Genomic DNA, 22,750 nt, shown 5'->3' on the forward strand with positions numbered 1-22,750 from the left:
AATGTGTTACCAAGACAACAAGGCTGATGGGAGGTTCGAATGGGCGAAGCCGTGGACGCGAAACATGCGCCGCTCGACGTTATCACCATTGGCCGCGCCTCCGTCGACCTCTACGGCCAGCAGATCGGCTCGCGCCTGGAGGACATCACCTCCTTTGCCAAGTCGGTCGGCGGCTGTCCGGCCAACATTTCGGTCGGCACGGCGAGGCTCGGCCTGCGCTCGGCGCTGCTCACCCGCGTCGGCGACGAGCAGATGGGCCGCTTCATCCGCGAGCAGTTGACGCGCGAAGGGGTTTCGGTTGACGGCCTCAGGACCGATCCGGACCGGCTGACCGCGCTGGTGCTGCTGTCGGTCGAGGACGAGGGCGTGTCGCCGATGATCTTCTATCGCACCGACTGCGCCGACATGGCGCTTTCGGAAGACGACATCGACGAGGCGTTCATCACCTCGGCACGCGCCATCGTCGTCACCGGCACGCATTTTTCGCGGCCCAGCAGCGACGCCGCGCAGCGCAAGGCGATCCGTGCCATCAAGGCCACGGGCGGCAAGGTGGTGTTCGACATCGACTACCGCCCTAATCTGTGGGGCCTTGCCGGCCATGCCGAAGGCTTCGAGCGCTATGTGAAATCCGACCGGGTCTCCGCCCAGCTGAAGACAGTGCTGCCCGACTGCGACCTGATCGTCGGCACCGAAGAAGAGATCATGATCGCCTCCGGTGCCGATGATTGCCTGAATGCGTTGAAGACGATCCGCTCGCTGTCCAAGGCCACGATCGTCTTGAAGCGCGGCGCCATGGGCTGCATCGTCTATGACGGGCCGATCAGCGACGACCTCGAGGACGGCATCGTTGGCAAGGGTTTTCCGATCGAGGTCTACAACGTGCTCGGCGCCGGCGATGCCTTCATGTCGGGTTTTTTGCGCGGCTGGCTCGGCGAGGAGAGCCTGGAGACGGCAGCGACCTGGGCCAACGCCTGCGGCGCCTTCGCCGTGTCGCGGCTGCTCTGTGCGCCGGAATACCCGACCTTCGAGGAATTGCAGTTCTTCCTGAAGAACGGCAGCAGGCATCTGGCGCTGCGCAAGGACGAGGCGATCAACCATATCCATTGGGCGACGACGCGCCGGCGCGACATTCCATCGCTGATGGCGCTGGCCTGCGATCACCGTATCCAGCTTGACGATGTTGCCGCGAAGACAGGCGCCGACCCGTCGCGCATCCATGATTTCAAGGTGCTGACGGTCAAGGCGGCGGCAAAGATTGCCGCCGGCCGCGCCGGCTACGGCATGCTGCTCGACGAAAAATACGGCCGCGAGGCGATGTTCGAATTCGCCCGCCATCCTTTCGCCTGGCTTGGCCGGCCAGTCGAATTGCCCGGATCGCGGCCGCTTCGTTTCGAATTCTCTCAGGATATCGGCTCGCAACTGATCGAGTGGCCGGTCGACCATTGCATCAAGTGCCTGTGCTTCTACCACCCCGACGACCCGGAGGCGCTGAAGACCGAGCAGCAGCAGAAGCTCAAAAGCCTGTTCGGGGCCGCGCGGAAAGTAGGCAGAGAACTTCTCATCGAGATCATCGCCGGCAAGCACGGCGAGCTCGACGACACGACGATCCCGCGGGCGCTGCAGGAACTCTATGCGCTTGATATCAAGCCCGACTGGTGGAAGCTTGAACCGCAGGCCTCAGCCGGGGCCTGGGCGAAGATCGAAGCGGTGATCCTGAAGAACGATCCGTGGTGCCGCGGGGTTGTGCTGCTCGGCCTCGAAGCGCCGCCGGACGAACTGGAAGCGGCCTTTGCCGCCACCGCCAAGGCGCCCATCGTCAAGGGCTTCGCCGTCGGTCGCACCATCTTCATCAACGCGGCCGAACAATGGCTTGCCGGCAAGATGTCGGACGAGGAGGCGGTGGCCGACATGGCGTCGCGCTTCGAGAGGCTGACCGAGGCATGGCTTGCCGCGCGCGGCCGCAAAGCAGCATAAGAAGGCGCGGCATAAGGACTGCGGAGGAAAACAACATGACCAAGACAATCCGCCTGACGATGGCGCAGGCGCTGACCCGCTTTCTCGGCTGCCAGATGACCGAGATCGACGGCAGGAAAATGCCGATCTTCGGCGGCGTCTGGGCGATCTTCGGCCACGGCAATGTCGCCGGCATCGGCGAGGCGCTTTATCAGGTGCGCGACGAATTGCCGACGTTTCGCGCCCACAACGAACAGGCCATGGCGCATGCGGCGATCGCCTATGCCAAGGCCAATTTCCGTCGCCGGTTCATGGCGGCAACCAGTTCGATCGGCCCCGGCGCGCTCAACATGGTGACGGCGGCGGCACTTGCGCATGTAAACAGGTTGCCCGTCCTGTTTCTCCCCGGCGACGTCTTCGCCAATCGTATCCCCGATCCCGTGCTGCAACAGGCAGAGGATTTTTCCGACGGAACGGCGACGGTCAACGACTGCTTCCGCCCGGTGTCGCGCTATTTCGACCGCATCACCCGGCCCGAGCAGATCATCCCGGCGCTCAACCGTGCCATGCAGGTGCTGACCGATCCGGCCGAATGCGGACCGGTGACCTTGGCGCTCTGCCAGGACGTGCAGGCTGAGGCCTTTGATTACCCCGAGAGCTTCTTTGCCGAACGGGTCTGGCATCAGCGCCGGCCGCGTCCGGACCGTGGGGAATTGGCGGCCGCGGTGGCGGCGCTGAAGGCCGCAACAAAGCCCTTGGTGATTGCCGGCGGCGGCGTGCTTTATTCGCAGGCTTCCGGCGAACTGGCGAAGCTGGCGCAAGGCGCCGGCATCCCGGTCTGCGAGACGCAGGGCGGCAAATCCTCGCTGCCGGACGATCATCCGCTCAACATGGCGGCGGTCGGCGTCACCGGCACTTCGGCGGCCAACCGGCTGGCTGAAGAAGCCGATGTCGTGCTTGCCGTCGGCACCAGGCTGCAGGATTTCACCACCGGCTCGTGGGCGCTGTTCAAGAATTCCGGCAAGACCATCATCGGGCTGAACGTCCAGCCTTTCGACGCGGGCAAGCACCAGGCGTTGCCGCTGGTCGCCGATGCGGCGGAAGGGCTGGCCGAACTCGGCGCGGCGCTGAATGGCTGGCAGGCGCCGGCTGCCTGGACCGATAATGCGGCCAGCGGGAAGAAAGAATGGCAGGCCGAAGCCGGCAAGGTGACGGCCTCGACCAATGCCGCCTACCCGTCGGACGCGCAGGTGATCGGCGCCGTGCAGCGCGCCATGGGCTCCGACGTGATATTGCTTCATGCCGCCGGCGGCCTGCCCGGCGAATTGCACAAGCTCTGGCAGGCGGGCGCGCCCGGCTCCTACCACGCCGAATACGGCTTCTCGACCATGGGCTACGAGATCGCTGGCGGGCTCGGCGTCAAGATGGCGAAGCCCGACGAAGAGGTCGTCGTCATGATCGGCGACGGCTCCTATCTGATGCTCAATTCCGAGATCGCAACCTCGGTCATGCTCGGCCTCAAGCTGACCATCGTGCTGCTCGACAACAGGGGCTATGGCTGCATCAACCGGCTGCAGATGGCAACCGGCGGCGCCAATTTCAACAATCTGCTGAAGGACGCCCGCCACGAGATTATGCCCGACATCGACTTCGCCGCGCATGCGGCAAGCCTCGGCGCCATCGCCGAGAAAGTTTCGTCGATCGCCGGGTTGGAAACGGCGCTGGCAAAAGCGAAAGACAATAGCAAGACGACGGTACTGGTCATCAACACCGACCCACTGGTGTCGACCGATGTCGGCGGCCATTGGTGGGATGTCGCCGTGCCGGAAGTTTCTTCGCGGCCGCAGGTCAATGCCGCACGCAAAGCCTATGAAGAAAAGCGGCGGATGCAGAGTGTTGGTGATTGATGTCGGCGAATGAAAATTGAACGAACTGACATTGGAGTGACGACTTGAAAGCCAAACTGGGCATGTCCCCCATTGCATGGTGGAACGACGATCTTGCGGAACTCAGCGATGACGTGTCGCTGGAGGAATGCTTGGCGCAGTCGCGCTCGGCGGGCTTCACCGGCATGGAAATGGGCCGCCGTTTTCCCAGTGATCCGAAAATCATGCTGCCGATCCTGAAGAAGGCCGACGTGACGCTCTGCGGCGGCTGGTTCTCCGGTACTCTGGTCGACGAAGACATGGCCAGGAATAAGGATCGCATCCAGCCGATGATTGATCTGTTCAAGGCGGTGGACGCGCCCTGCATCGTCTATGGCGAGGTCGGCCGCTCCATCCAGGGTGACCGCTCAAAGCCGCTCGCCACCAAGCCGAGGCTTTCGGACGACGAGATGAAGGCCTATGCGAGGCGCCTCACCCAATTCGGCGAATGGTGCGCCGAGCAAGGCATGCCGCTCTCCTATCACCATCATATGGCGGCGGTCGTCGAGACCGAGCCGGAGCTCGACGCCTTCATGCGTCATTCGGGAGAAGGCATTCCACTGCTGCTCGATGCCGGCCATCTGGCTTTTGCCGGCGGTGACGTGCTGCGCGCCATCGACAATCATCACCGGCGCATCAACCATGTCCATGTCAAGGACGTGCGCATGGACGTCATCGAAAAACTCGATCGCCAGAAGCAATCCTTCCTCGATGCCGTAGCGCTCGGCGCCTTCACGGTGCCGGGCGACGGGTCGCTGGATTTTGGTGCCATTGTGGAAAGGCTGGCGAACTACGGCTATGAAGGCTGGTTCGTGGTCGAGGCTGAGCAGGACCCGAAGAAGAATCCGCCGCTCAAGATGGCGCAAGTCGGCTATAAGGAGTTGATGCGGGTGATGACGGCCGCCGGCTATACGGTGGAAACACAGGGCTTCCCCAATGCTTGAGCGAGTCTATTCCCGGCGACGGGGCGATCCGATGCGGGGGCTGATCCGATGAAGGACTCCGAGCATCCGTTCTTCCGGCCGCTGTGGCGGCGCGTTGCCATCGTCGCCGTCTGCCTGGTCTGGGCCGTGGTCGAGTTTGCCACCGGCGCGCCGTTCTGGGGCACGATCGCGCTCGGCTTCGCCGGCTATGCCGTCTGGCAGTTCTTCTATCTCTACAAGCCGGCCGACGGCGGCAAGGGTTCGGCCGACACCGAACCAAAGGAATGAGCCAAGATGTCGAAACTGCTCGTCAAAGCCGATAAGGGCCATGGCCGCGTCGCCCATGTGACGCCGCAAAACGCCGGCTGGACCTATGTCGGTTTCGATCTGCATCGATTGCGGCCCGGCGAGACCGTCTCCGGACAAACCGCGAGCCGTGAAGTCTGCCTGGTGTTCGTCACCGGCAAGGGCAAGGCCAAGGCTGGCGGCAACGATCTCGGCCTGCTCGGCGAACGCATGTCGCCCTTCGAAGGCAAGCCGTGGTCGATCTATGTGCCGCAGGGCTCTGACTGGTCGGTGACCGCCGACACCCGTCTCGAACTCGCGGTCTGCTCGGCGCCGGGGCTCGGCGGCGGCCTGCCGGTCCGCGTCATTGCGCCAAAAGATCTCGGCCAGGAGGTTCGCGGCAAGGGCACCAACACGCGCTATGTCACCAACATCCTGCCGGAAGGCAAGCCGGCCGATTCATTGCTGGTGGTCGAGGTCATCACGCCCGGCGGTCACACATCGAGCTATCCGCCGCACAAGCATGACCAGGACAATCTGCCGGCCGAATCCTATCTCGAGGAGACCTATTACCACCGCCTCAATCCGCCGCAGGGCTTTGCCTTCCAGCGCATCTACACCGATGCCGACCGGAACGGCGCTCGTTCGCTCGACGAGGCGATGGCGATCGAGGACGGCGACGTTGTGCTGGTGCCCAAGGGCTATCACCCTTGCGCCGCCTGCCATGGCTACGACCTCTACTACCTCAACGTCATGGCCGGGCCGAAGCGGACGTGGAAATTCCACAACGCGCCCGAGCACGAATGGCTGATGAAGGCCTGAGGCGCTGCCCGTCCGGGTCGGCAACTGGCCCAAGGCGAAAAAAATCGTCGGCTAATGACCCGCCTGAACAAGTTTGTTATCAGGAGCGATCATCAGCTTCGTCATTTCGTCATGCAAATCGCCTATGGCAGCGGGAGTTGACGAGGACTTTCGATGCGCTACGCTATCTATTTCACCCCCCGGCAGGACGAACCGCTGGCGCGGATCGCCGCCAATTGGCTCGGCCGTGACCCGTTCGGCGCCGCCACGAGGCCGGTCGAGGCCGTGGGCGAACTGTCGGCGGCGGAAGTCGCCTTCCATACCGCTTCGGCGCGCCGCTACGGTTTTCATGCGACCCTGAAGGCGCCCTTCCGGCTGGCTTCGAACGAAACGGAAGCCGCGCTTCGCGCGGCACTGGACGATTTCGCCGAAACGACGCCGGTGGTGACGATCCCACGGCTGGTCGTCAGCCAGATCGACGGCTTCTTCGCGCTGGTGCCGGAAGGACCGCTGCCGGCGCTCAACCGCTTCGCCGACGACGTCGTGCGCGACTTCGACCGTTTTCGCGCGCCGCTGAGCGAGGCTGAGATCGAACGGCGCAGCCCTGACTCGCTGAAGCCGGCTGAATTCCGCAATCTCTGCCAGTGGGGTTACCCCTATGTCTTCGAGACCTTCCGTTTTCACATGACGCTGTCCGGCCGCGCCTCGTCACAGGAAGGCCCTCGTCTTCGCGCAGCAATCGACAGCCTGTTTGCGGGAGTCCTGCAACGGCCGGTGCCGGTGGACGCACTGACCCTGTTTGTCGAAACCGAACCTGGCGCCCCGTTCATGGTGCTCTCCCATCACGCGCTCGGGCGCCGCCCGGCGAGAAAAACCGCCTGAAATACAATTTATTTAATCGCTTTTGTGCGACGCCAACTCATCCCAATCGGTGATTCAATTGGCTGCAAAATGCTCCAAGGACTGCCTGAAATGACCGTCGAGACCGTTCTCAACAATGCCCGCATCGTGCTTGCCGACGAGATCGTCGAAGGCTCGATCGTGCTGCGCGACGGCTTGATCGCCGGGATCGATGCCGGCGCCGGCCGGAACGGCGAGGACATGGCCGGCGATTTCATCATTCCCGGGCTGGTCGAGCTTCATACCGACCACCTGGAGGGTCACTACGCGCCGCGGCCGAAGGTGCGCTGGAACCCGATCGCCGCCGTTCTCGCCCACGACGCACAGGTGGCGACCGCCGGCATCACCACCGTGCTCGATGCCTTGCGCGTCGGCATGGACGACGACGCCGACATGAATTCGGCCGACATGCGCAAGCTGGCCGATGCGATCGAGGACAGCGTCCAGCAGGACCGGCTGCGGGCCGACCATTTCATCCATCTGCGCTGCGAGGTTTCGGCGCCGGATTGCCTCGCAGCCTTCGCGCATTTTGACGGCGATGATAGGATCAAGCTGGCGTCGCTGATGGACCATGCACCGGGACAGCGTCAGTTCGTCGATTTGGAAACCTATGCCTACTACTACCAGCGCAAGCTGAAGCTGACGGATCGCGAATTCCAGCAATTTTGTGAGAAGCGGATGGCGGAGTCGGCGACGAATTCTGGGGCGAACCGCGCCTTCATCGCTGCTGCCTGCCATCAGCGCGGCATCGTGCTGGCCAGCCATGACGACGCCACGACCGGCCATGTCGACGAGGCGATCGAACAAGGCGTCCGCGTCGCCGAATTCCCGACCACCAAAGAGGCCGCAAAAGCTTCGAAGGCGGCAGGGCTCGGGGTACTGATGGGCGCCCCGAACGTCATGCGCGGCGCCTCGCATTCGGGCAATGTTTCAGCCCGGACACTCGCCGGCGAAGGCTTGCTCGACATATTGTCGTCCGACTACATCCCCTTCAGCCTGATCCAGTCGGCGTTTTTCCTCGGCGACGTTGTCGACGGCATCTCCCTGCCGCAGGCGGTGGCGATGGTTTCGAAGAACCCGGCCGAGGCAGTCGGCCTCGCCGACCGTGGTGTCATCGAGCAGGGCCGGCGCGCCGATCTGGTTCGCGTCCGTCTTGACGATCATGTCCCGGTTGTCCGCACGGTCTGGCGGCAGGGACGTCGGGTCGCGTGATGGTGTCGGCGTCGATCGAGCGTGAATTGTCCGCCGCGGCGTTTCCGATCCGCGACGGGGTGTTCGTCGCTGTCGTCGGGCCGAGCGGCGCCGGCAAGGACACGGTGATCGGCTATGCCCGGTCACTGTTTGCCGACGAGACCCGGTTGGAGTTCGTGCGCCGGGTCATCACCCGGCCGAGCGACACGGCAAGCGAGGATCACGACACGCTGGCCGATGCGGCCTTCGTCGAGGCTGAGGCGGACGGCGCCTTCGCCATCTCCTGGGAGGCGCATGGCTTGCGCTACGGCATCCCGGCTGAAGTCGACCGGTCGGTGGCCAATGGCCGCGTCGCCATCGCCAATGTCTCCCGCGCCATCATCCCGGCGCTGCGTGATCGCTATGCCAATCTGGCTGTCGTCGAGATCACCGCATCGCCGCAGATCCTGGCCGAACGACTGGCGATGCGCGGCCGCGAGTCGCGCGGCGAAGTGCTGGCGCGGCTGGCGCGCAGCGCCAATGTGGCGTTGTCCGGGCCAGGCGTCACCCCGATCGACAATAGCGGCCAGCGCGAGGCGGCCGGCGAGCGTTTTGTCGAAGTGCTGCGCAAGGCAATGGCCTTCTCCGACCGGTCGGGCACGATTTAAGCCGCCTCTTACCTTCTCCCTCTGTGGGAAAGGGAGAGGCGGAGCCGCTACTCCGCTGCCGCGCCGGCCGCGCCCTTGCGGGTTGCCTCCAGCATCAGCCGCCGCTCCCGGTACACGCCCCATTGCTGGTCGACCAGCACGCCGATCAAAATCACGCCGCCCATCACCGCGAAATTGAGCGAGGACGGGATGCCGAGCAGGTTGACGAGGTTTTGCAGTTCCTGCAGCAGAACCGTGCCTAGGATCACGCCGAGCAGCGAGCCTTCGCCGCCGCGCAGCGAGAAGCCGCCGAGCACGGCTGCGGCAATGGCGTAGAGTTCGTAGAACTGGCCGTGGCTGGCCGGCGAGATCGAGCGCGTGTACATGGCGAAATAGATCGCCGACAGCGCCGTCAGCACACCGCAGATGACATAGGCCGCCATGACGACGCGGCCGGTGCGGATGCCCGAATATTTCGCCGCCTCCTCGTTCTTGCCGATGGCGTAGAGGTAGCGGCCGAACACCGAACGGTGCAGCACCACCCACATCACGATGGCGATGACGATCAGCGCGATAAAGCTGTTCGGCACGCCATAGGATCGCCCGGCGGTCAGGAATTCGAGCTCCGGAAAGTTCTGTCCGAAGGCAAAGCCCGCCGTGCCGTCGGCTGTGTAGAACCGCGCCACGCCGCGATAGATCAACAGGCCGCACAGCGTCACCACGAAAGGCTGCAATTTGAGCCGCGTGATCAGCCAGCCATGTGCCAGCCCGATGATGCCGCCAAGCATCAGGATCAGCGGCAGTGCCACCGGCCATGCCATGCCGCGCGTGGCGATGAAATCGACGAACAGGACGCCGAGCAGCGCAACCACCGAGCCGACCGATAATTCGATGCCGCCGGTGATGATGACGAAGGCCTGGCCGATCGCCAGGATGCCGAACAGCCCGATCAGGTTCGATGTGTTGGCGAGGTTGATCGGCAGCAGGAAACGCGGGTTGATGATCGCCACCACCGCTCCGACCACAAGGATCAGGATCAGCAGGCCGAGATCTTTCTTGCTCATCGTCTTCTCCCCAATGCCTGCCTAAGCAGGTTCCGCAAAAGTGTTGCGCGGTTTTGCGACCGGAACCTGCACCAAACAAAAGCTATTTCGGCTGCTTGCCGACGGCCAGCAGCAGCACGTTTTCCTGGCTGAACTGTTCCTTGTCGAGAATGCCTGAGATCTGGCCCTCATGCATGACGGCGATGCGGTCGGAGACGCCGATCACCTCCTCCATGTCGCTCGATATCATCAGCACGGCGACGCCGGCATCGGCCAGCGCCCGCATCAGCCCGTAGATCTCCGCCTTGGCGCCGATGTCGATGCCGCGGGTCGGCTCGTCGAGGATCATCACCTTGGGGCTCATGGCCAGCCACTTGGCCAGCACCACCTTTTGCTGGTTGCCGCCCGACAGCGTGCCGGTGCGAGTCGCCACCGAGGGCGCCTTGATGCCGAGATTGCGTTTCTGCTTCTCGGCGGTGACGGCTTCGGCGCGGGCACAAACCAGGAATCGCCGGGCATGGGCCGGCAGATTGGGAAGCGAAATATTCTGGGCAATCGACAGGTCGAGCAGGATGCCGGTCAGCTTGCGATCCTCGGGGACGAGGAAGATCCCGTTGGCCACAGCGTCGGCCGCCGAACCAAGAGCCAGATCTTTTCCATCAAGCTGGAGCGCGCCGCCAAGGCTCTTCTCGATGCCGAAAAGCACGCGCGCCAGTTCCGTGCGGCCGGAGCCGACAAGACCCGCCAGGCCAAGGATTTCGCCGCGCCTGACGCCGAGATCGACAGGTCGGTCTGGATAGGCGCTGGTGCGAACGGCCTTGGCCGACAGTGCGACGGCGCCGGGCGGGCGGGCCGATTCTGCGGCCTTCTCCCGCTCCTTCAGCATGCGGCCGATCATCAGTTTGACCATAGAGTCGTGGTTGATGGCGTTCTTCGGCAGCGTGCCGGCAAGCATGCCGTCCCTCAGCACGACGACGCGATCGGCAACCCGCTCGACCTCGTGAAGGCGATGCGAGATGAAGATGACGCTGATGCCGTCGGCCTTCAACGCCTTGATGACATCGAGCAGCTTGTCGGTTTCGGCAAGGGGCAGGCTCGACGTCGGCTCGTCGAGGATGACCAGCCGCGCCTCGATCGACAGCGCCTTGGCGATTTCGACCATCTGCTGCTGGGCAAGCGACAGCGCCGATACCGGGGTGTCGGCCGAGAAATTGGCGCCCACACGTTTGAGCAGCGGCGCCGCCAGCATGCGCAGCCTGGTGCGGTCGACAAGCCTGAGCGGACCGGCGCGCAACGGCTCGCGGCCGAAAAAGATGTTGGCGGCAACGTCGAGGTTTTCGAACAGGTTGAGTTCCTGGTGGACGAAGGCGATGCCGGAACCGATGCTGGCCTCGACCGTCAGCCCGTCATGGGCGACGCCGTCGACGGTGATCGTGCCGGTGTCGGGTGTGGTCACGCCGCCGAGGATCTTCATCAGCGTCGACTTGCCGGCACCGTTTTCGCCGACGAGGCCGATAACCTCGCCAGGCCTGACCTCCAGCGAAAACCCGTCCAGCGCGACCACGCCGGGATAGGTCTTGCGCACGGCCTCGAGACTGAGGAACGGGGCAATCGTGGATGCGCCGATGGATGCGTCGGAATAGTTCATCATGCCTGACAGCAGTTGGCGGGCCAGCCTCCCCGCAGATTGACGAGCCTGATCAGGCCCGTAAATAACAAGCGGAGCCAGTCACGCCAGCGTCGCGCTGCCCCTCACCCCTAACCCTCTCCCCGTAAAAAACGGAGGATTCGCCGGCGTTGCAACCACTGCCCTTCTCCCCGTTCTGCACGGGAAGAAGGGGATGAGGGGCCAGCGCCGACGACGCTCAGTTTCCGGACATCGCCTTCAGATTGGCGGCATAGGCGTCGACGTCGTCCTTGCCGATGATCTTGGTCGGGATGATGATCAAGCCGTTCTCCGGAATACCCGACTTGTCGCCCTCGAGATAGGCAGCCATCAGCTTCATGCCCTGGTAGGCCCACTCGAACGGCTGCTGCACGACGGTGGCGGCAACGGTGCCTTCCTTGACGCCGCCGAGCGTGATCGGATCGTCGTCGAAGCCGACGACCGTGATCTGGCCGAGCTTGCCGGCGTCGCGCAGCGCTTCATAGATGCGCGGGGTGTTGTAGGAATAGAAGCCGACCATGCAGGTGACGTCTGGGCTGGCGACCAGCGCGTCCTCGACGTTCTTCTTGGCGCGGGCCTGGTCGATGTCGTCGCCACGCACGTCGATCAGCTCGATCTTGGTGCCGGCGAGCCCTTCCTTCATGCCTTCGATGCGCTCCTTGGCATTGTCGGCGCCGAGCAGGCCGACGAAGCCGAGGCATTTGCCGCCGTCGGGCATCGCCTTCTTGGCGATCTCGGCCGCCTGCTTGCCGGCATCGATGTTGGACGAGCCGATATAGGCGATCCGCTTGGTCTGCGGCGCGTCGCTGTCGGTGGTGAACAGCGCCGTCTCCGAGGCGATCTTGTTGAGCCCGTCGGTCGAGGTCTTGGGATCGACGGCCGAAACCATGATCGCCTTGACGCCGGCCGTCACCAGATCATCCATCAGCCGCTGCTGGATGGCGACCGACGACTGTTCCGGATATTTGAGCTCGAGATTGTAGTTGGGCAATTCGGCCTGGGCCTTCTTGACGCCGGCTTCGGCCGCCTTCCAGAAATCGGAAGCGCCGTTGACGACGAAGGCCAGCGTCGGTTTGTCCTGGGCACCGGCGATCGCCGTGAAGGACAGACCGAGAGCCAGGGCCGCTGCGGCGACGGACACATTTCGTATCGCAGATTTCATGTTCAACCTCCCGTTTGATTCAGTCATTTTCGCTGATCTGAACTTTGTCGAATGCGGCTTGGACGCCCTCCTCCTCAAGGGTGCTGGCAGCGAAAGAACGGCGCCATCCCAGCCGCGATTTTGGACTTTAGAGACTCATTGGCAGTTCGTATAGTCGGATTTGTCTGACATTTCAGTATTGCTTTGCCGGCCCAAGAGCCCGGATGCCGCGCCACACGCCTGCTTCCCGTCATGGCCCGTTCGGTCCCGAGCCGGGCATGACGAATTGAGAATAGAACGCTTACTGCTATTAGTAAATAGTATTAGTCTCTGGTTGGAAACCTGGTTGTCGCTGGCGAATGGCTGCCTGCCGTGTGGTGAGAAAGGGAACCTTGAAATTGGATCACGTTCCCAGCAATCGATCTTTCAGAACCGCGTATCGCTGTCTCCGCGCTGCTAGCCATTCGGCTGCCAGGATGATAATAATGATTAATCGAGTGCCTGTTTTATAAATGCGAAGCGCCGTCGGCCGTCCTGCCGTCTTTAATGATGTCCCAGGACGACCGCTGGTTAGCCAAGCCGGGAATATGGAATACAATGCCATGAGCGAACCAACGGATCTGCGCGATCCTGCCCTCGAAGCCTCCCGGCGCCGAAAGCCATCGGCCAAGAATCCCAAGAGTCGCGTCACCATGACCGATATCGCCAGGGCCGCCGGCTGCTCGCAGGCAACGGTTTCGTTCGTCCTCAACAACACGCCGGGCATAAGGCTCTCGCAGCAGACCCGCGATCGGGTGATTGAGGCCGCGCGGGGTCTCGGCTATGCGCCACCAGCCTTCTCTGCTCTTCGCAGCCCTATCGCCTCGTTCGAAGGGCTGGACGGGGTGATCGGCTTCGCAGTCGATCAACTGGCGACCAGTCCCGAGGCAGTCGTCGCCATAGAAGGAGCGCGCCAAGCCTCGTGGAATGCCGGGAACGTCGTGCTGATCGCTCAGACTTTGGGTGATTCCGTCATGGAGCCGCGCGCGATTGCGGCACTGACCAAGCGAGGCATTTCGGCGCTGATCTACATGACCATCTTCACGCGCGAGATCGCCGCGCCCGACTATCTCTACGACCTCGATATCCCGGTCATCCTGCTCAATTGCTATACCGCCGACTACGCCTTCCCCGCCGTGGTGCCGAGCGAAATCGCCGGCGGGCAGAGTTCCACCCGCCACCTGATCAGCCATGGCCACCGCCGCATCGCCACCATCACCGGCGAGCCGTGGATGCAGGCGGCGCAGGATCGGCTGAAGGGCTACCGCCGGGCGCTGGCGACGGCCGACATCCCGTTCGATGCGGAGCTGGTGGTCGAGGGCGACTGGTCAGCGAGCGCCGGCTACGCCGCGACCGTCAAGCTTCTGGCGCTCAAGGACCGCCCAACCGCAATCTTCTGCCAGAACGACCGAACCGCGATCGGCTGCTACGAAGCGCTGAAGGAAGCCGGCCTGCACATCCCTGGGGATATTTCCGTGATCGGCTATGACGACGAGGAAATCGCCCGGCATCTGTTCCCACCTTTGACGACGTCGATCCTGCCGCATATGGCGATGGGGCAATGGGCGATCGAGCAATTGGAAGTCCCTGCACCGCCCGGCCGCGGCCGCTACCCCATTACCAAGCTTGAATGCCCGCTGGTCGAGCGGGAATCGGTCAGTGCCGTGGCGCCTGGGCGCACACACGGACTGACAGCCAGCTGAGCACCTCCAGACTCCGTCAATGCAAACGCCGTACTGATGCCGCTCCAAGCCAGACAAGCGCCCCGCAAAGGGCGGTGGCCCCGAAATTGTCGCCTGGCGTGGTGGATCGGCATCCTTGTGTCCAGAGTTCTGCGGATTGACATACAGTTTCGCCGTCTTCATGCGCCGCAACGATATCGCCCGGTATTGGCTGTCGCTGTTTCCGGCCGAGGGCGAAGCGCCATGAGCCAACTTCCAACTCGCATGGCGAACGGCATCCTTAAGCATCGGTGCGGGAAGGGAATTGCTCACCCCAACGGCATAACGCCTCTGCTCCAGCATTGAGCGCCGCTCCGCTTTCTGTCAACGAATAGACGACCTTGGTCGGCGATCCCGGATAGCTTCTCGGTTCACAAGCCCGTCAGCCTCCAGTTCGCGTAATTGCTGCGTCAGCATCTTTTCACTGATCGGCGGAATGGACTGCCTCAATCGGCCGAACCTGCGAGACGCCGTTCCAAGCTCACAAAGAATATCCACTTTCCACTTCCCTTCGATCGCCTTGATCGCCGTTGCGAAGCCGCAATTGCCCGTCGGCTCATTCATGATGCTCTCCTTACCCTTGGGTAACCACTTACCTCCAGGTGCGTATTGTGCGCCCCATTCACTCCGACATACCTCTGCCCTTGACGGCAAAACCATGGCGCCGCTCGCCTATTGGCGTCTATTGGCATGGAGTGTTGCAATGAAGCTTTCAATCAGCGTTGTCGGGACGGGTCGTATGGGATCGGCGCTCGCCCGCGCCCTGCTCCGGTCGGGATATCGGACGACGGTCTGGAACAGGACGAAACAGAAGGCCGAACCGCTGGCCACGCTCGGCGCCACTGTCGCGGGGTCCGTCCTGGAAGCTGTCAATGCGGCTGAAATTGTCATTGTGAACGTAAGCGACTACCAGGCAACCGCTGCAGTTCTGCACGACGATGCTGTTGCTTCAGCTATTCGCGGCAAGCTGGTCGTGGAACTCACTTCGGGAACGCCGCATGGCGCACGTGAAGCCGCTGAATGGTTTGCCGAGCACGGAGCCAGCTATCTCGATGGCGCAATCATGGCCACGCCGGATTTCATCGGCACAGATGCCGGGACGATACTGATCTCGGGGCCAAGGCAGGCTTTCGACGCGAACGAGGAGATGTTTCGTGCCTTGGGCGGCAATGTCCAGCATATCGGGGAAGAGCCGGGACGTGCGAACGCACTTGATAGCGCGCTGCTTGCTCTCATGTGGGGCGCGCTGTTCGGCACGCTGCATGCGATCGCCGTGAGTCAGGCCGAAGAGATCGACCTCGGCGAGTTGGCTCGGCAGTGGACCGCAACAGCGCCTGTTGTTGACGGGCTTGTCGCCGACCTGATCAAGCGAACGGATGCTGGCCGTTTTGCCAGCGACGATGAGACGCTCCCGTCGATCTCCCCGCATTACGGCGCATTCCAGCATCTTTTGGAGCTGATGGAGGCGCGCAAGATCGACCGCTCTGTGGCCGACGGTTACGACGCGATCTTCCAACGGGCGATTGCAGCTGGCCACTTACATGATGATTTCGCAGTGTTGTCGCAATTTCTGGGAAGTCCGGATAAGAGATCTCTCCGATCTGGAGTGCGAGGCGGATCCCTTCTGACTGGCTGAGCGGATTTGGTCTCCGGCCTTATTGAGGCGGACCACGCTTTGCCGTCAGCCAGCGGGTTCGGGCTTTGTTGTCCGAGCATGGGCCGGTCAGACCAGTGACCTACTTGGGGGAATAGAATGCCTTTGACGCTTCTCATCGATTCGTATTGTGCTGCTTGGTCCGATCAGAACGCCGAGCAGCGGCGGGCATTGCTGTTACCGATCTGGAGCGATGGCGCGACATACACAGACCCTACAGTCCATGCGACTGGCGCGGAAGAACTGCTCGCGCACATCGCAAGAGTTCTGGCCAAGCGTCCCGGTGCCCGCATCCTACGGACAAGTGACGTGGATGTTCATCATGGGATCGCACGCTTTGCGTGGAAGTTTGTGATGCCTGATCGATCGTCCTTCCCTGAGGGTTTGGACATAGCCTTCCTCGACCCTGGTCATAAGCGAATAACGCGTATCATCGGCTTTTTTGGGCCGTTGGCACGGTCAAGCTGATCGACCAGCGCGTGCCAGCCCGTGCGCCACCAGCCGATCGATAATCTCGCAATAGCGACGCCGCTTGCCGCCATCGCCTTGGAATACATGCTGATATCGGTGGCGAGGATGGGACGGAATGCGACTGGGGCGAAGTGCTGGCCTGGGAACCGCCAAACCGCATCGTCCTGGCATGGCGGATTCGCGCCGACTGGCAATATGATCCGTCGCTGCTGACCGAAGTCGAGGTCAAGTTCTCCGAGGCCGGCGAGAACGCGACTCGCGTCGAGCTCGAGCATCGTCAGCTTGAGAACATGGGCGCGGCCGGTGAAGCGGTGCGTGAGATCTTCGAATCCGATCGTGGCTGGTGCGGTATCCTGCAAAACTATGTCCGGTTGATCGAGAAGCGGTAGGCTGCCAACCGATCGGCCAACTGACTTACCCTTTGAGTACGTAAAAGCTGCGCTTCAATTCGCAACGCAAGTGCTATAGTTAGACCAGGAAAGCGGCTCGCCGCTTACCGAGGCAACGAAAGCGAAAGCGTATTGGTCGCAGTGTATGAAAGCCGTAGCGATGGGATGAGACGAGGCGGCCGAGGACGGGACGGGCCCGGCGTCGTGCTCAGCCTGGGTGCCGGTCTGCGGCTGCTGGCTTCGTTGCTCTTTCTGATCTGGACCATTCCTGCGGCAACAGCCGACCAGGTTGCGCAAGACCTAGCCAAAGGCCAAATCGGCGCGACCGAGCCGGTCACACACCCGACTGCCCTTGCCCGCAGCATTGCGCGCCACGTCGGTGCTGAGACTTCCCGTGTCAAGACACCTGTCATTGCGAGAGATGGCAAACCGTTTTGCATTATCCCGGATTTGCGGCTGCCGCTCGAAACCGCGTCAGCCGCGCCGTTTGGCATATGGTCTGACGGCCGGCCGGAACTGTCGCCGATCCGCGCCTTTGATGCGCGCGCGCCTCCGCTTCTCACGGCGTGAACCTGGCCGCGACCGCGGCCCTAGACCCGCAAAACTTTCACACCGCGTTCCGTTCGTCGAGTTGCTCGCCGATCGGAACGCCAAAGCTCTTGTCGGAGGCGGTTTGCGCCCGATATGGGCTGAACGGACAAGAACATGCTGCATTTTTCACGCTGGAAGACCATTCTCATCTGGCTGACGGTCCTGGCCGGTATTCTTTACGCAGCTCCCAATTTGGTTCCAGCCTCCACTCTGGCATCGCTGCCGAATTGGCTGCCAAAGCAGCAGCTGACGCTGGGGCTCGACCTGCAGGGCGGCTCGCACATCCTGCTCCAGATCGATCGGCAGGACCTTGCCAACGAACGTCTCGAATCGGCACGCGACGAGGTCCGCACATCGCTGCGCGATGCCCAGATCGGCTATACCGGGCTTGCCGGCACCGCCAATTCCATCCAGGTCCGCATTCGCGACCAAGGCCAGATCGAAGCGGCGAAGAGCGCGCTCGAAAGATTGGCGCAGCCGATCTCGACGGGCATGTTCATGAGCGGCTCGGTGACCGAGATGGAGATGACCGAGCCGGAACCGGGCCTGCTGCGCTTCACGCTGACCGAAGCCGGGATCGACTACCGGATCGCTGCGGCGCTGACCCAATCGATCGAGGTGGTGAGCCGGCGCGTCAACGAACTCGGCACGACCGAGCCGATCATCCAGCGCCAGGGATCGGACCGCATCATGGTCCAGGTGCCGGGCCTGCAGGATCCGCAGCGGCTGAAGGATATCCTCGGACAGACGGCTAAGCTGACCTTCCAGATGGTCGACCAGTCGATCCCGGTCGAGGAGGCGATCTCCGGCCGCCCGCCGGCGGGCTCGACGGTTATGTATTCGACGGAAGAGCCGCGGGTTCCGCATCTGATCGAGAACCGGATCATCGTTTCCGGCGAAAACCTTGTCGATGCGCAGGCAACCTTCGACCAGCGCACCAACGAGCCGGTGGTCTCGTTTCGCTTCGACAGCCGCGGCGCCACCCGCTTCGGTCAGGCTACCCAGGCCAATGTCGGGCGCCTGTTCGCGATCATCCTCGACAACGAGGTGATCTCCGCGCCTCAGATCCGCGAACCGATCCTGGGCGGCACCGGGCAGATATCCGGGAGTTTCACGGTGGAGAGCGCGAACGATCTTGCGGTCCTGCTGCGCGCCGGTGCACTGCCTGCCGACCTCACCATCGTCGAGGAGCGAACCGTCGGTCCGAGCCTCGGCAGCGATTCGATCGAGGCGGGCCAGTTCGCGGCAATCATCGCCGGGGTCCTCGTCGTCGGCTTCATGCTGTTCGCCTATGGGCGGCTGGGGCTGATCGCGAATATCGCGCTGCTGGCCAACGTCGCACTGATCATCGCCGTCCTGTCCGTGCTCGGGGCGACGCTGACGCTGCCTGGCATCGCCGGCATCGTGCTGACGATGGGCATGGCGGTCGATTCCAACGTCATCATCTTCGAGCGCGTCCGCGAAGAGAACCGCCAAGGGCGCTCGATCGTGCAGTCGATGGATTCCGGGTTCAAACAGGCGCTGGCGACTGTCGTCGACGCCAATGTGACGACGCTGATCGCCGCCGTCATCCTGTTCTTCCTCGGCTCGGGGCCGATCAAGGGGTTTGCCGTCACCCTCGCCATCGGTATCGTCACCACCGTGTTCACGGCGTTCACGCTGACGCGCTGGCTGGTCGCGTTCTGGCTTCGCCGGCAACGGCCGAAAACCATGCCCGCCGGTGTCATGCGGCTGGTGCCCGACGACACGCGCGTGCCGTTCATGGCATTCAGAAGATACGCCTTCACGCTGTCCGTGCTGTTGTCGATCGCTTCGGCGGTGCTGTTCTTCACTGTCGGCATGAACTACGGCATCGACTTTCGCGGTGGTTCGAGCATCGAGGTGCAGGCAAAGGGGCAGCAGGCCGACATCGGCGACATCCGTGAGCGGCTGACGGATCTCGAACTGGGTGAGGTGCAGGTGCAGGAGTTCGGCTCGGCCCGGGATGTGCTGATCCGCATTGGCACCCAGGGGGGCGGCGACGTTGCCGAACAGTCCGCCGTCGAGAAGGTAAGAAGCGCGCTCGAAACCGACTACGAGTTCCGCCGCATCGAGGTCGTCGGTCCGACAGTGTCCTCCGAACTCGCGTTCAACGGCACAATGGGCGTGCTCGCCTCGCTGCTGGCGATGCTCGTCTACATCTGGATCAGGTTCGAGTGGCAGTTCGGGCTCGGCGCCATCATTTCGACGTTCCACGACGTGATCCTGATGGTCGGCTTCTACGTCGTCGCCGGCATAGAGTTCAATTTGACCTCGATTGCCGCGATCCTGACTATTGTCGGCTATTCCATCAACGATACGGTTGTCGTCTATGACCGGGTCCGCGAGAATCTGCGCCGCTATAAAAGGATGCCGATTGCCGAGCTGCTCGACCTGTCGATGAACCAGACGCTGGCGCGAACGGTCCTGACCGGCGTGACCACGCTGTTTGCGCTGGCGGCGCTTTCGATCTGGGGCGGCGAGGTGATCCAGTCCTTCACGGTCGCAATGATCTTCGGCATCCTCGCCGGGACCTATTCCTCCATCTTCGTCGCCGGGCCGCTGCTGATCCTGTTCAAGCTCCGGCCGGGCGCCCTGAGCCAGGAGGAAGCCGCAGTGGCGAAAGAGCCGCCGGCGCAACGGGCCTTGTAATGGGCGGTGCCATCTCTTTGGGTCCGCTGTAGCTTTTGATCTGGCGCATGATCGCTTGCGAAATCGATTCCGATTTTCGGGGTCATGCGCCAACTGGCTAGACCGTCTCTCGCATCGCCTCGTTGCCGTGCAGCCAGTCGGCGGCAATCATCTTGGCGACCGGCAAGGACGGCGGCGGCGACCTTGGGAGCTTCAGAGCGCGGCAATTTCGTCGTGAATGCCGGCAGCGGCGGGCCAGCGCGGCCGCCTGCTCCAGGCTGACACCCGGGACGAGCGGGTCCGCGTGACGGTGCTCGAGCCGCCATTCGCGTTCGTCCGAGCGATGCACCCGCTCAGCCGGCAGAATTGCATGTTGATCTTGATGAAGCCAAAGATATGATTTCAGGAATATGCTGAACGCAATTGATCTTTCGCGCACCGATCTCAATCTCCTCGTCCTCTTCGAGGCCGTGCTCGGAGAGGGCCACGTGGGCCGGGCGGCGGACCGGCTTAACCTGACGCCATCGGCAGTCAGTCACGGAATCGGCCGGCTGCGCCGGCTCCTCAACGATCCGCTGTTCCTGAGAACGCCCAAGGGCGTGGTGCCGACGGCGCGTGCAACGGAACTCGCCGCGCCGATCGCCGACGTTCTGGCGCGCGTGCGCAGCGTGATGGCGACTGCCGCGCCCTTCGATCCCGCCACGGCCATGCGCCGGTTCGCAATCGGCGCACCGGACGGTGTCTCAGCCGTGATCCTGCGCCCGCTCCTCGCCGAACTCAGCCGGATTGCGCCACGCATCGACGTCGGCGTGCGTCAGATCTTGCCCTCGCCAGCCCGCGTCTGGCGGAGCGCGATTGTCGATCTCGAGGCGCACGCCATCGATATCGCGATCATTCCGTCCGATGACATCCCGCCTCGCTTCGAAAAGCGCTGCATCTACGAAGAGGACTTTGTCATTGCCATGCGCCCTGGACATCCGTTCGCGCGTGATCCGAGCCTGGAGCGATACTGCAGCATGCAGCATCTGGTCGTCTCGGACAGCGGCGATCCTTACGGCTTCGTCGATGAACATCTGGCCAAGCAAGGCCGGGCGCGACGGGTTGCGTTGACGGTTCCGAACTTCATGTTTGCGCTCGCGGTCATCGCCGAGACCGACCTCATCTCGGCCCTGCCGCGGCGGTTCGTTGCCATGCATGCGGCGCGTTTCGGCGTGCTGAGCCTCGATGCCCCGTTGCCGTTGCCCGGCTTCCGGCTCAACGCCGTCGCTCCCAAGGTCGCGATGATGGATGCGGGCGTGGCATGGCTCTTCGATCTGCTTGCGGAGCAGACTGCGCAGAAGCACCCCAGCGGCTTGCCCGCACGAAGTCGGCAATCATAGCTCGGAAAGCTTCGTCGGCGCCGCCAGCGTGGATGAAACTGACAATTGCGTTTCCCCTGCAGCGCTACTCCGCGGGCGTTGGGAAGTGCTTTCCAAGCCAGGTTCGCCATTTTGGCTCCTCCCGTTTTGCGATGCTTGCTGCATCGACCGAGCGATCGCCGGCAGCATCTTTTTACTGAACCTCCTTTCCTTGCGGTTTGGCTGGTGACGGATGCGCCGTCACGACAAGGCGATGCGACCGTCCCTGCGGCGCAGTTTCGTCGTGATAGCGTGCCGCCAGCGTGGTGATGGCCTCAGTCAATTCACGCGTGAACGAGGCGCGGTCGGCGGCGGAGCGGAAGCGGATTTCGGTGTCGATCGCCAAGGTCGCCAAGCGCTTGCCGGCACCGGTGGCGGCGCGCTGCAGAGCTCCGATCTCCCGCACCAGCCGGGCGCCGAGCGCGATCAGGTAGCTTGCCGACAGGCGGTCCGGGGTGCGGTCCGGATCGGCGCCGACCGGACCCAGTGCGCTCGTCGAGACGACATAGCTTGTGGCGCTCGCCACCATGAGCCGCTCCGTCAGGCCACCCCACTTGCGCGTGTCTGCAACTTGGACAAGCCCGTGCTCCTCCAGAGCATGCAGGTGGTAATTGATCTTCTGCCGCTTGAGGCCGAGGCGTGTGGCGAGGGTAGCGGCCGAGGCCGGCTCCCGCAGTTCTGAAAGGAGTTGACTCCGAATGGGCTCCAACGCGGCGGCGGCCGCGCTCGGCCGATCTATGACTTCGATATCGAGCATGCAGCCCTCACATTGACAATCATTCCTGTCAATGCGCGTTGACGAGTGTAATTGTCAAGAGCGAAAGGGCCGCTTCGTCCGAACTTTCCAGCTGGCTGCGGCTGCAGCAAGCGAGCCAGCTATCGCCCACTACGGAAGTCGATGCGTCCCGCAGACGGCCCCGCACGGGGCAATTGCAATGACGGTGCCGTTCGTTGTAGCCATTGCGACCGCTTGATTTTGGAGGAGACGCAGCATGGACCGATTCACTGGCAGTTGCCTGTGCGGCAGCGTCCGGATTGTGGCGTCGGGGCTCCCATACCGGGTCGGCATCTGTCATTGTCTCGACTGCCGCAAGCACCATGGCGCCCTTTTTAACGCTTCGGCGGTGTTCCCCCAGGATGCGGTGACGATCGAAGGCGAGACGCGCGACTACGCCGGGCGGTTTTTCTGCCCCCGCTGCGGCTCGACAATTTTCGGACGCACCGCAGACGAAATCGAAGTGAACCTGGGATCACTGGATGCCCCTGACCAACTGATGCCAACCTACGAAAGCTGGATAATCCGTCGCGAGTCCTGGTTGCCGCCGTTTCCGCTCACGAGGCGGTACGAGCGCGATCGTGACGCCACGAGTCGCTTTGAGGAATAG

The 22,750-nt window shown here is 63.0% G+C and carries 21 protein-coding genes and 1 pseudogene; 15 read left to right on the forward strand and 7 right to left on the reverse strand.

Annotated features, from left to right (window positions below; all coding sequences use genetic code 11):
• The first annotated feature begins 39 nt into the window (after nucleotides 1–39).
• From AC0L2M_RS26285 to phnN, 8 genes are all read left to right on the forward strand, one after another.
• Entirely contained in the window at nucleotides 40–1,974 is a 1,935-nt protein-coding gene (locus tag AC0L2M_RS26285; protein ID WP_473531367.1) for a bifunctional 5-dehydro-2-deoxygluconokinase/5-dehydro-2-deoxyphosphogluconate aldolase, read from the forward strand.
• 35 nt (nucleotides 1,975–2,009) lie between these two features.
• Complete coding sequence (gene iolD, locus AC0L2M_RS26290; RefSeq protein ID WP_473536288.1) at nucleotides 2,010–3,860, forward strand: 3D-(3,5/4)-trihydroxycyclohexane-1,2-dione acylhydrolase (decyclizing); 1,851 nt, start codon at nucleotides 2,010–2,012, stop codon at nucleotides 3,858–3,860.
• 44 nt (nucleotides 3,861–3,904) lie between these two features.
• Nucleotides 3,905–4,822 carry a myo-inosose-2 dehydratase gene (gene iolE / locus AC0L2M_RS26295; RefSeq protein WP_473531365.1) on the forward strand — a complete coding sequence of 306 codons (918 nt, stop codon included), beginning with the start codon at nucleotides 3,905–3,907 and terminating at the stop codon, nucleotides 4,820–4,822.
• 48 nt (nucleotides 4,823–4,870) lie between these two features.
• Complete coding sequence (locus AC0L2M_RS26300) at nucleotides 4,871–5,089, forward strand: DUF3329 domain-containing protein (RefSeq protein WP_287051263.1); 219 nt, start codon at nucleotides 4,871–4,873, stop codon at nucleotides 5,087–5,089.
• A gap of 6 nt (nucleotides 5,090–5,095) precedes the next feature.
• Nucleotides 5,096–5,908 (forward strand): 5-deoxy-glucuronate isomerase, encoded by an 813-nt coding sequence (gene iolB, locus AC0L2M_RS26305; RefSeq protein ID WP_473536289.1) that lies wholly within the window; start codon nucleotides 5,096–5,098, stop codon nucleotides 5,906–5,908.
• Between the two features lie 153 nt (nucleotides 5,909–6,061).
• Nucleotides 6,062–6,769 carry a DUF1045 domain-containing protein gene (locus tag AC0L2M_RS26310; RefSeq protein WP_023796943.1) on the forward strand — a complete coding sequence of 236 codons (708 nt, stop codon included), beginning with the start codon at nucleotides 6,062–6,064 and terminating at the stop codon, nucleotides 6,767–6,769.
• Nucleotides 6,770–6,859: 90 nt separating this feature from the next.
• On the forward strand, nucleotides 6,860–7,999 hold the full coding sequence (locus tag AC0L2M_RS26315) for an alpha-D-ribose 1-methylphosphonate 5-triphosphate diphosphatase (protein WP_287220439.1): 1,140 nt from the start codon (nucleotides 6,860–6,862) through the stop codon (nucleotides 7,997–7,999).
• Nucleotides 7,996–8,625, forward strand: coding sequence for a phosphonate metabolism protein/1,5-bisphosphokinase (PRPP-forming) PhnN (phnN, locus tag AC0L2M_RS26320; RefSeq protein WP_023796945.1), 630 nt, complete (start codon nucleotides 7,996–7,998; stop codon nucleotides 8,623–8,625). The genes AC0L2M_RS26315 and phnN overlap by 4 nt, the downstream gene beginning before the upstream one ends.
• A gap of 47 nt (nucleotides 8,626–8,672) precedes the next feature.
• On the opposite strand, the gene AC0L2M_RS26325 is transcribed toward phnN, so the two are convergent.
• The 3 genes from AC0L2M_RS26325 to AC0L2M_RS26335 all read right to left on the reverse strand — a co-directional run bounded on the left by AC0L2M_RS26325 (nucleotide 8,673) and on the right by AC0L2M_RS26335 (nucleotide 12,475).
• Nucleotides 8,673–9,668: an ABC transporter permease gene (locus AC0L2M_RS26325; RefSeq protein WP_473536290.1), complete on the reverse strand. Its 996-nt coding sequence runs from the start codon at nucleotides 9,666–9,668 to the stop codon at nucleotides 8,673–8,675.
• 82 nt (nucleotides 9,669–9,750) lie between these two features.
• Nucleotides 9,751–11,295, reverse strand: coding sequence for a sugar ABC transporter ATP-binding protein (locus AC0L2M_RS26330; RefSeq protein WP_473536304.1), 1,545 nt, complete (start codon nucleotides 11,293–11,295; stop codon nucleotides 9,751–9,753).
• A gap of 217 nt (nucleotides 11,296–11,512) precedes the next feature.
• On the reverse strand, nucleotides 11,513–12,475 hold the full coding sequence (locus tag AC0L2M_RS26335) for a sugar-binding protein (protein ID WP_023796948.1): 963 nt from the start codon (nucleotides 12,473–12,475) through the stop codon (nucleotides 11,513–11,515).
• A gap of 581 nt (nucleotides 12,476–13,056) precedes the next feature.
• Here AC0L2M_RS26335 and AC0L2M_RS26340 point away from each other — a divergent pair.
• Nucleotides 13,057–14,196: a LacI family DNA-binding transcriptional regulator gene (locus AC0L2M_RS26340; protein ID WP_473536291.1), complete on the forward strand. Its 1,140-nt coding sequence runs from the start codon at nucleotides 13,057–13,059 to the stop codon at nucleotides 14,194–14,196.
• Between the two features lie 259 nt (nucleotides 14,197–14,455).
• Here AC0L2M_RS26340 and AC0L2M_RS26345 read toward each other — a convergent pair.
• A pseudogene (locus tag AC0L2M_RS26345) lies at nucleotides 14,456–14,874 on the reverse strand (winged helix-turn-helix transcriptional regulator).
• Nucleotides 14,875–14,917: 43 nt separating this feature from the next.
• Between AC0L2M_RS26345 and AC0L2M_RS26350 the strand changes: the two are divergent.
• On the forward strand, nucleotides 14,918–15,850 hold the full coding sequence (locus AC0L2M_RS26350; protein WP_473536292.1) for an NAD(P)-dependent oxidoreductase: 933 nt from the start codon (nucleotides 14,918–14,920) through the stop codon (nucleotides 15,848–15,850).
• Nucleotides 15,851–16,278: 428 nt separating this feature from the next.
• Here the strand turns inward: AC0L2M_RS26350 and AC0L2M_RS26355 are convergent, their stop codons facing one another.
• Complete coding sequence (locus AC0L2M_RS26355) at nucleotides 16,279–16,425, reverse strand: hypothetical protein (RefSeq protein ID WP_236393309.1); 147 nt, start codon at nucleotides 16,423–16,425, stop codon at nucleotides 16,279–16,281.
• Between the two features lie 45 nt (nucleotides 16,426–16,470).
• Here AC0L2M_RS26355 and AC0L2M_RS26360 point away from each other — a divergent pair, with 45 nt between their 5' ends.
• The 3 genes from AC0L2M_RS26360 (at nucleotide 16,471) to secDF (ending at nucleotide 19,989) form a co-directional block, all read left to right on the forward strand.
• A complete protein-coding gene (locus AC0L2M_RS26360; RefSeq protein WP_236393308.1) occupies nucleotides 16,471–16,728 on the forward strand; it encodes an SRPBCC domain-containing protein in 258 nt (85 codons plus the stop codon).
• A gap of 204 nt (nucleotides 16,729–16,932) precedes the next feature.
• On the forward strand, nucleotides 16,933–17,298 hold the full coding sequence (locus AC0L2M_RS26365) for a hypothetical protein (protein WP_287171476.1): 366 nt from the start codon (nucleotides 16,933–16,935) through the stop codon (nucleotides 17,296–17,298).
• A 135-nt stretch (nucleotides 17,299–17,433) separates the two neighbouring features.
• A complete protein-coding gene (gene secDF / locus AC0L2M_RS26370; RefSeq protein ID WP_473536293.1) occupies nucleotides 17,434–19,989 on the forward strand; it encodes a protein translocase subunit SecDF in 2,556 nt (851 codons plus the stop codon).
• Between the two features lie 97 nt (nucleotides 19,990–20,086).
• Here secDF and AC0L2M_RS26375 read toward each other — a convergent pair whose 3' ends face one another.
• The gene (locus AC0L2M_RS26375; protein WP_473536294.1) at nucleotides 20,087–20,317 is read right to left on the reverse strand and encodes a hypothetical protein; all 231 of its coding nucleotides are present in this window, start codon (nucleotides 20,315–20,317) and stop codon (nucleotides 20,087–20,089) included.
• A gap of 61 nt (nucleotides 20,318–20,378) precedes the next feature.
• Between AC0L2M_RS26375 and AC0L2M_RS26380 the strand changes: the two genes are divergently transcribed.
• A complete protein-coding gene (locus AC0L2M_RS26380; protein WP_473536295.1) occupies nucleotides 20,379–21,347 on the forward strand; it encodes a LysR family transcriptional regulator in 969 nt (322 codons plus the stop codon).
• Nucleotides 21,348–21,519: 172 nt separating this feature from the next.
• Here AC0L2M_RS26380 and AC0L2M_RS26385 read toward each other — a convergent pair whose 3' ends face one another.
• Entirely contained in the window at nucleotides 21,520–22,122 is a 603-nt protein-coding gene (locus AC0L2M_RS26385) for an ArsR/SmtB family transcription factor (RefSeq protein WP_473536296.1), read from the reverse strand.
• A gap of 235 nt (nucleotides 22,123–22,357) precedes the next feature.
• Between AC0L2M_RS26385 and AC0L2M_RS26390 the strand changes: the two genes are divergently transcribed.
• The gene (locus tag AC0L2M_RS26390; protein ID WP_128244616.1) at nucleotides 22,358–22,750 is read left to right on the forward strand and encodes a GFA family protein; all 393 of its coding nucleotides are present in this window, start codon (nucleotides 22,358–22,360) and stop codon (nucleotides 22,748–22,750) included.

Source organism: Mesorhizobium sp. WSM4806, from assembly GCF_055811635.1.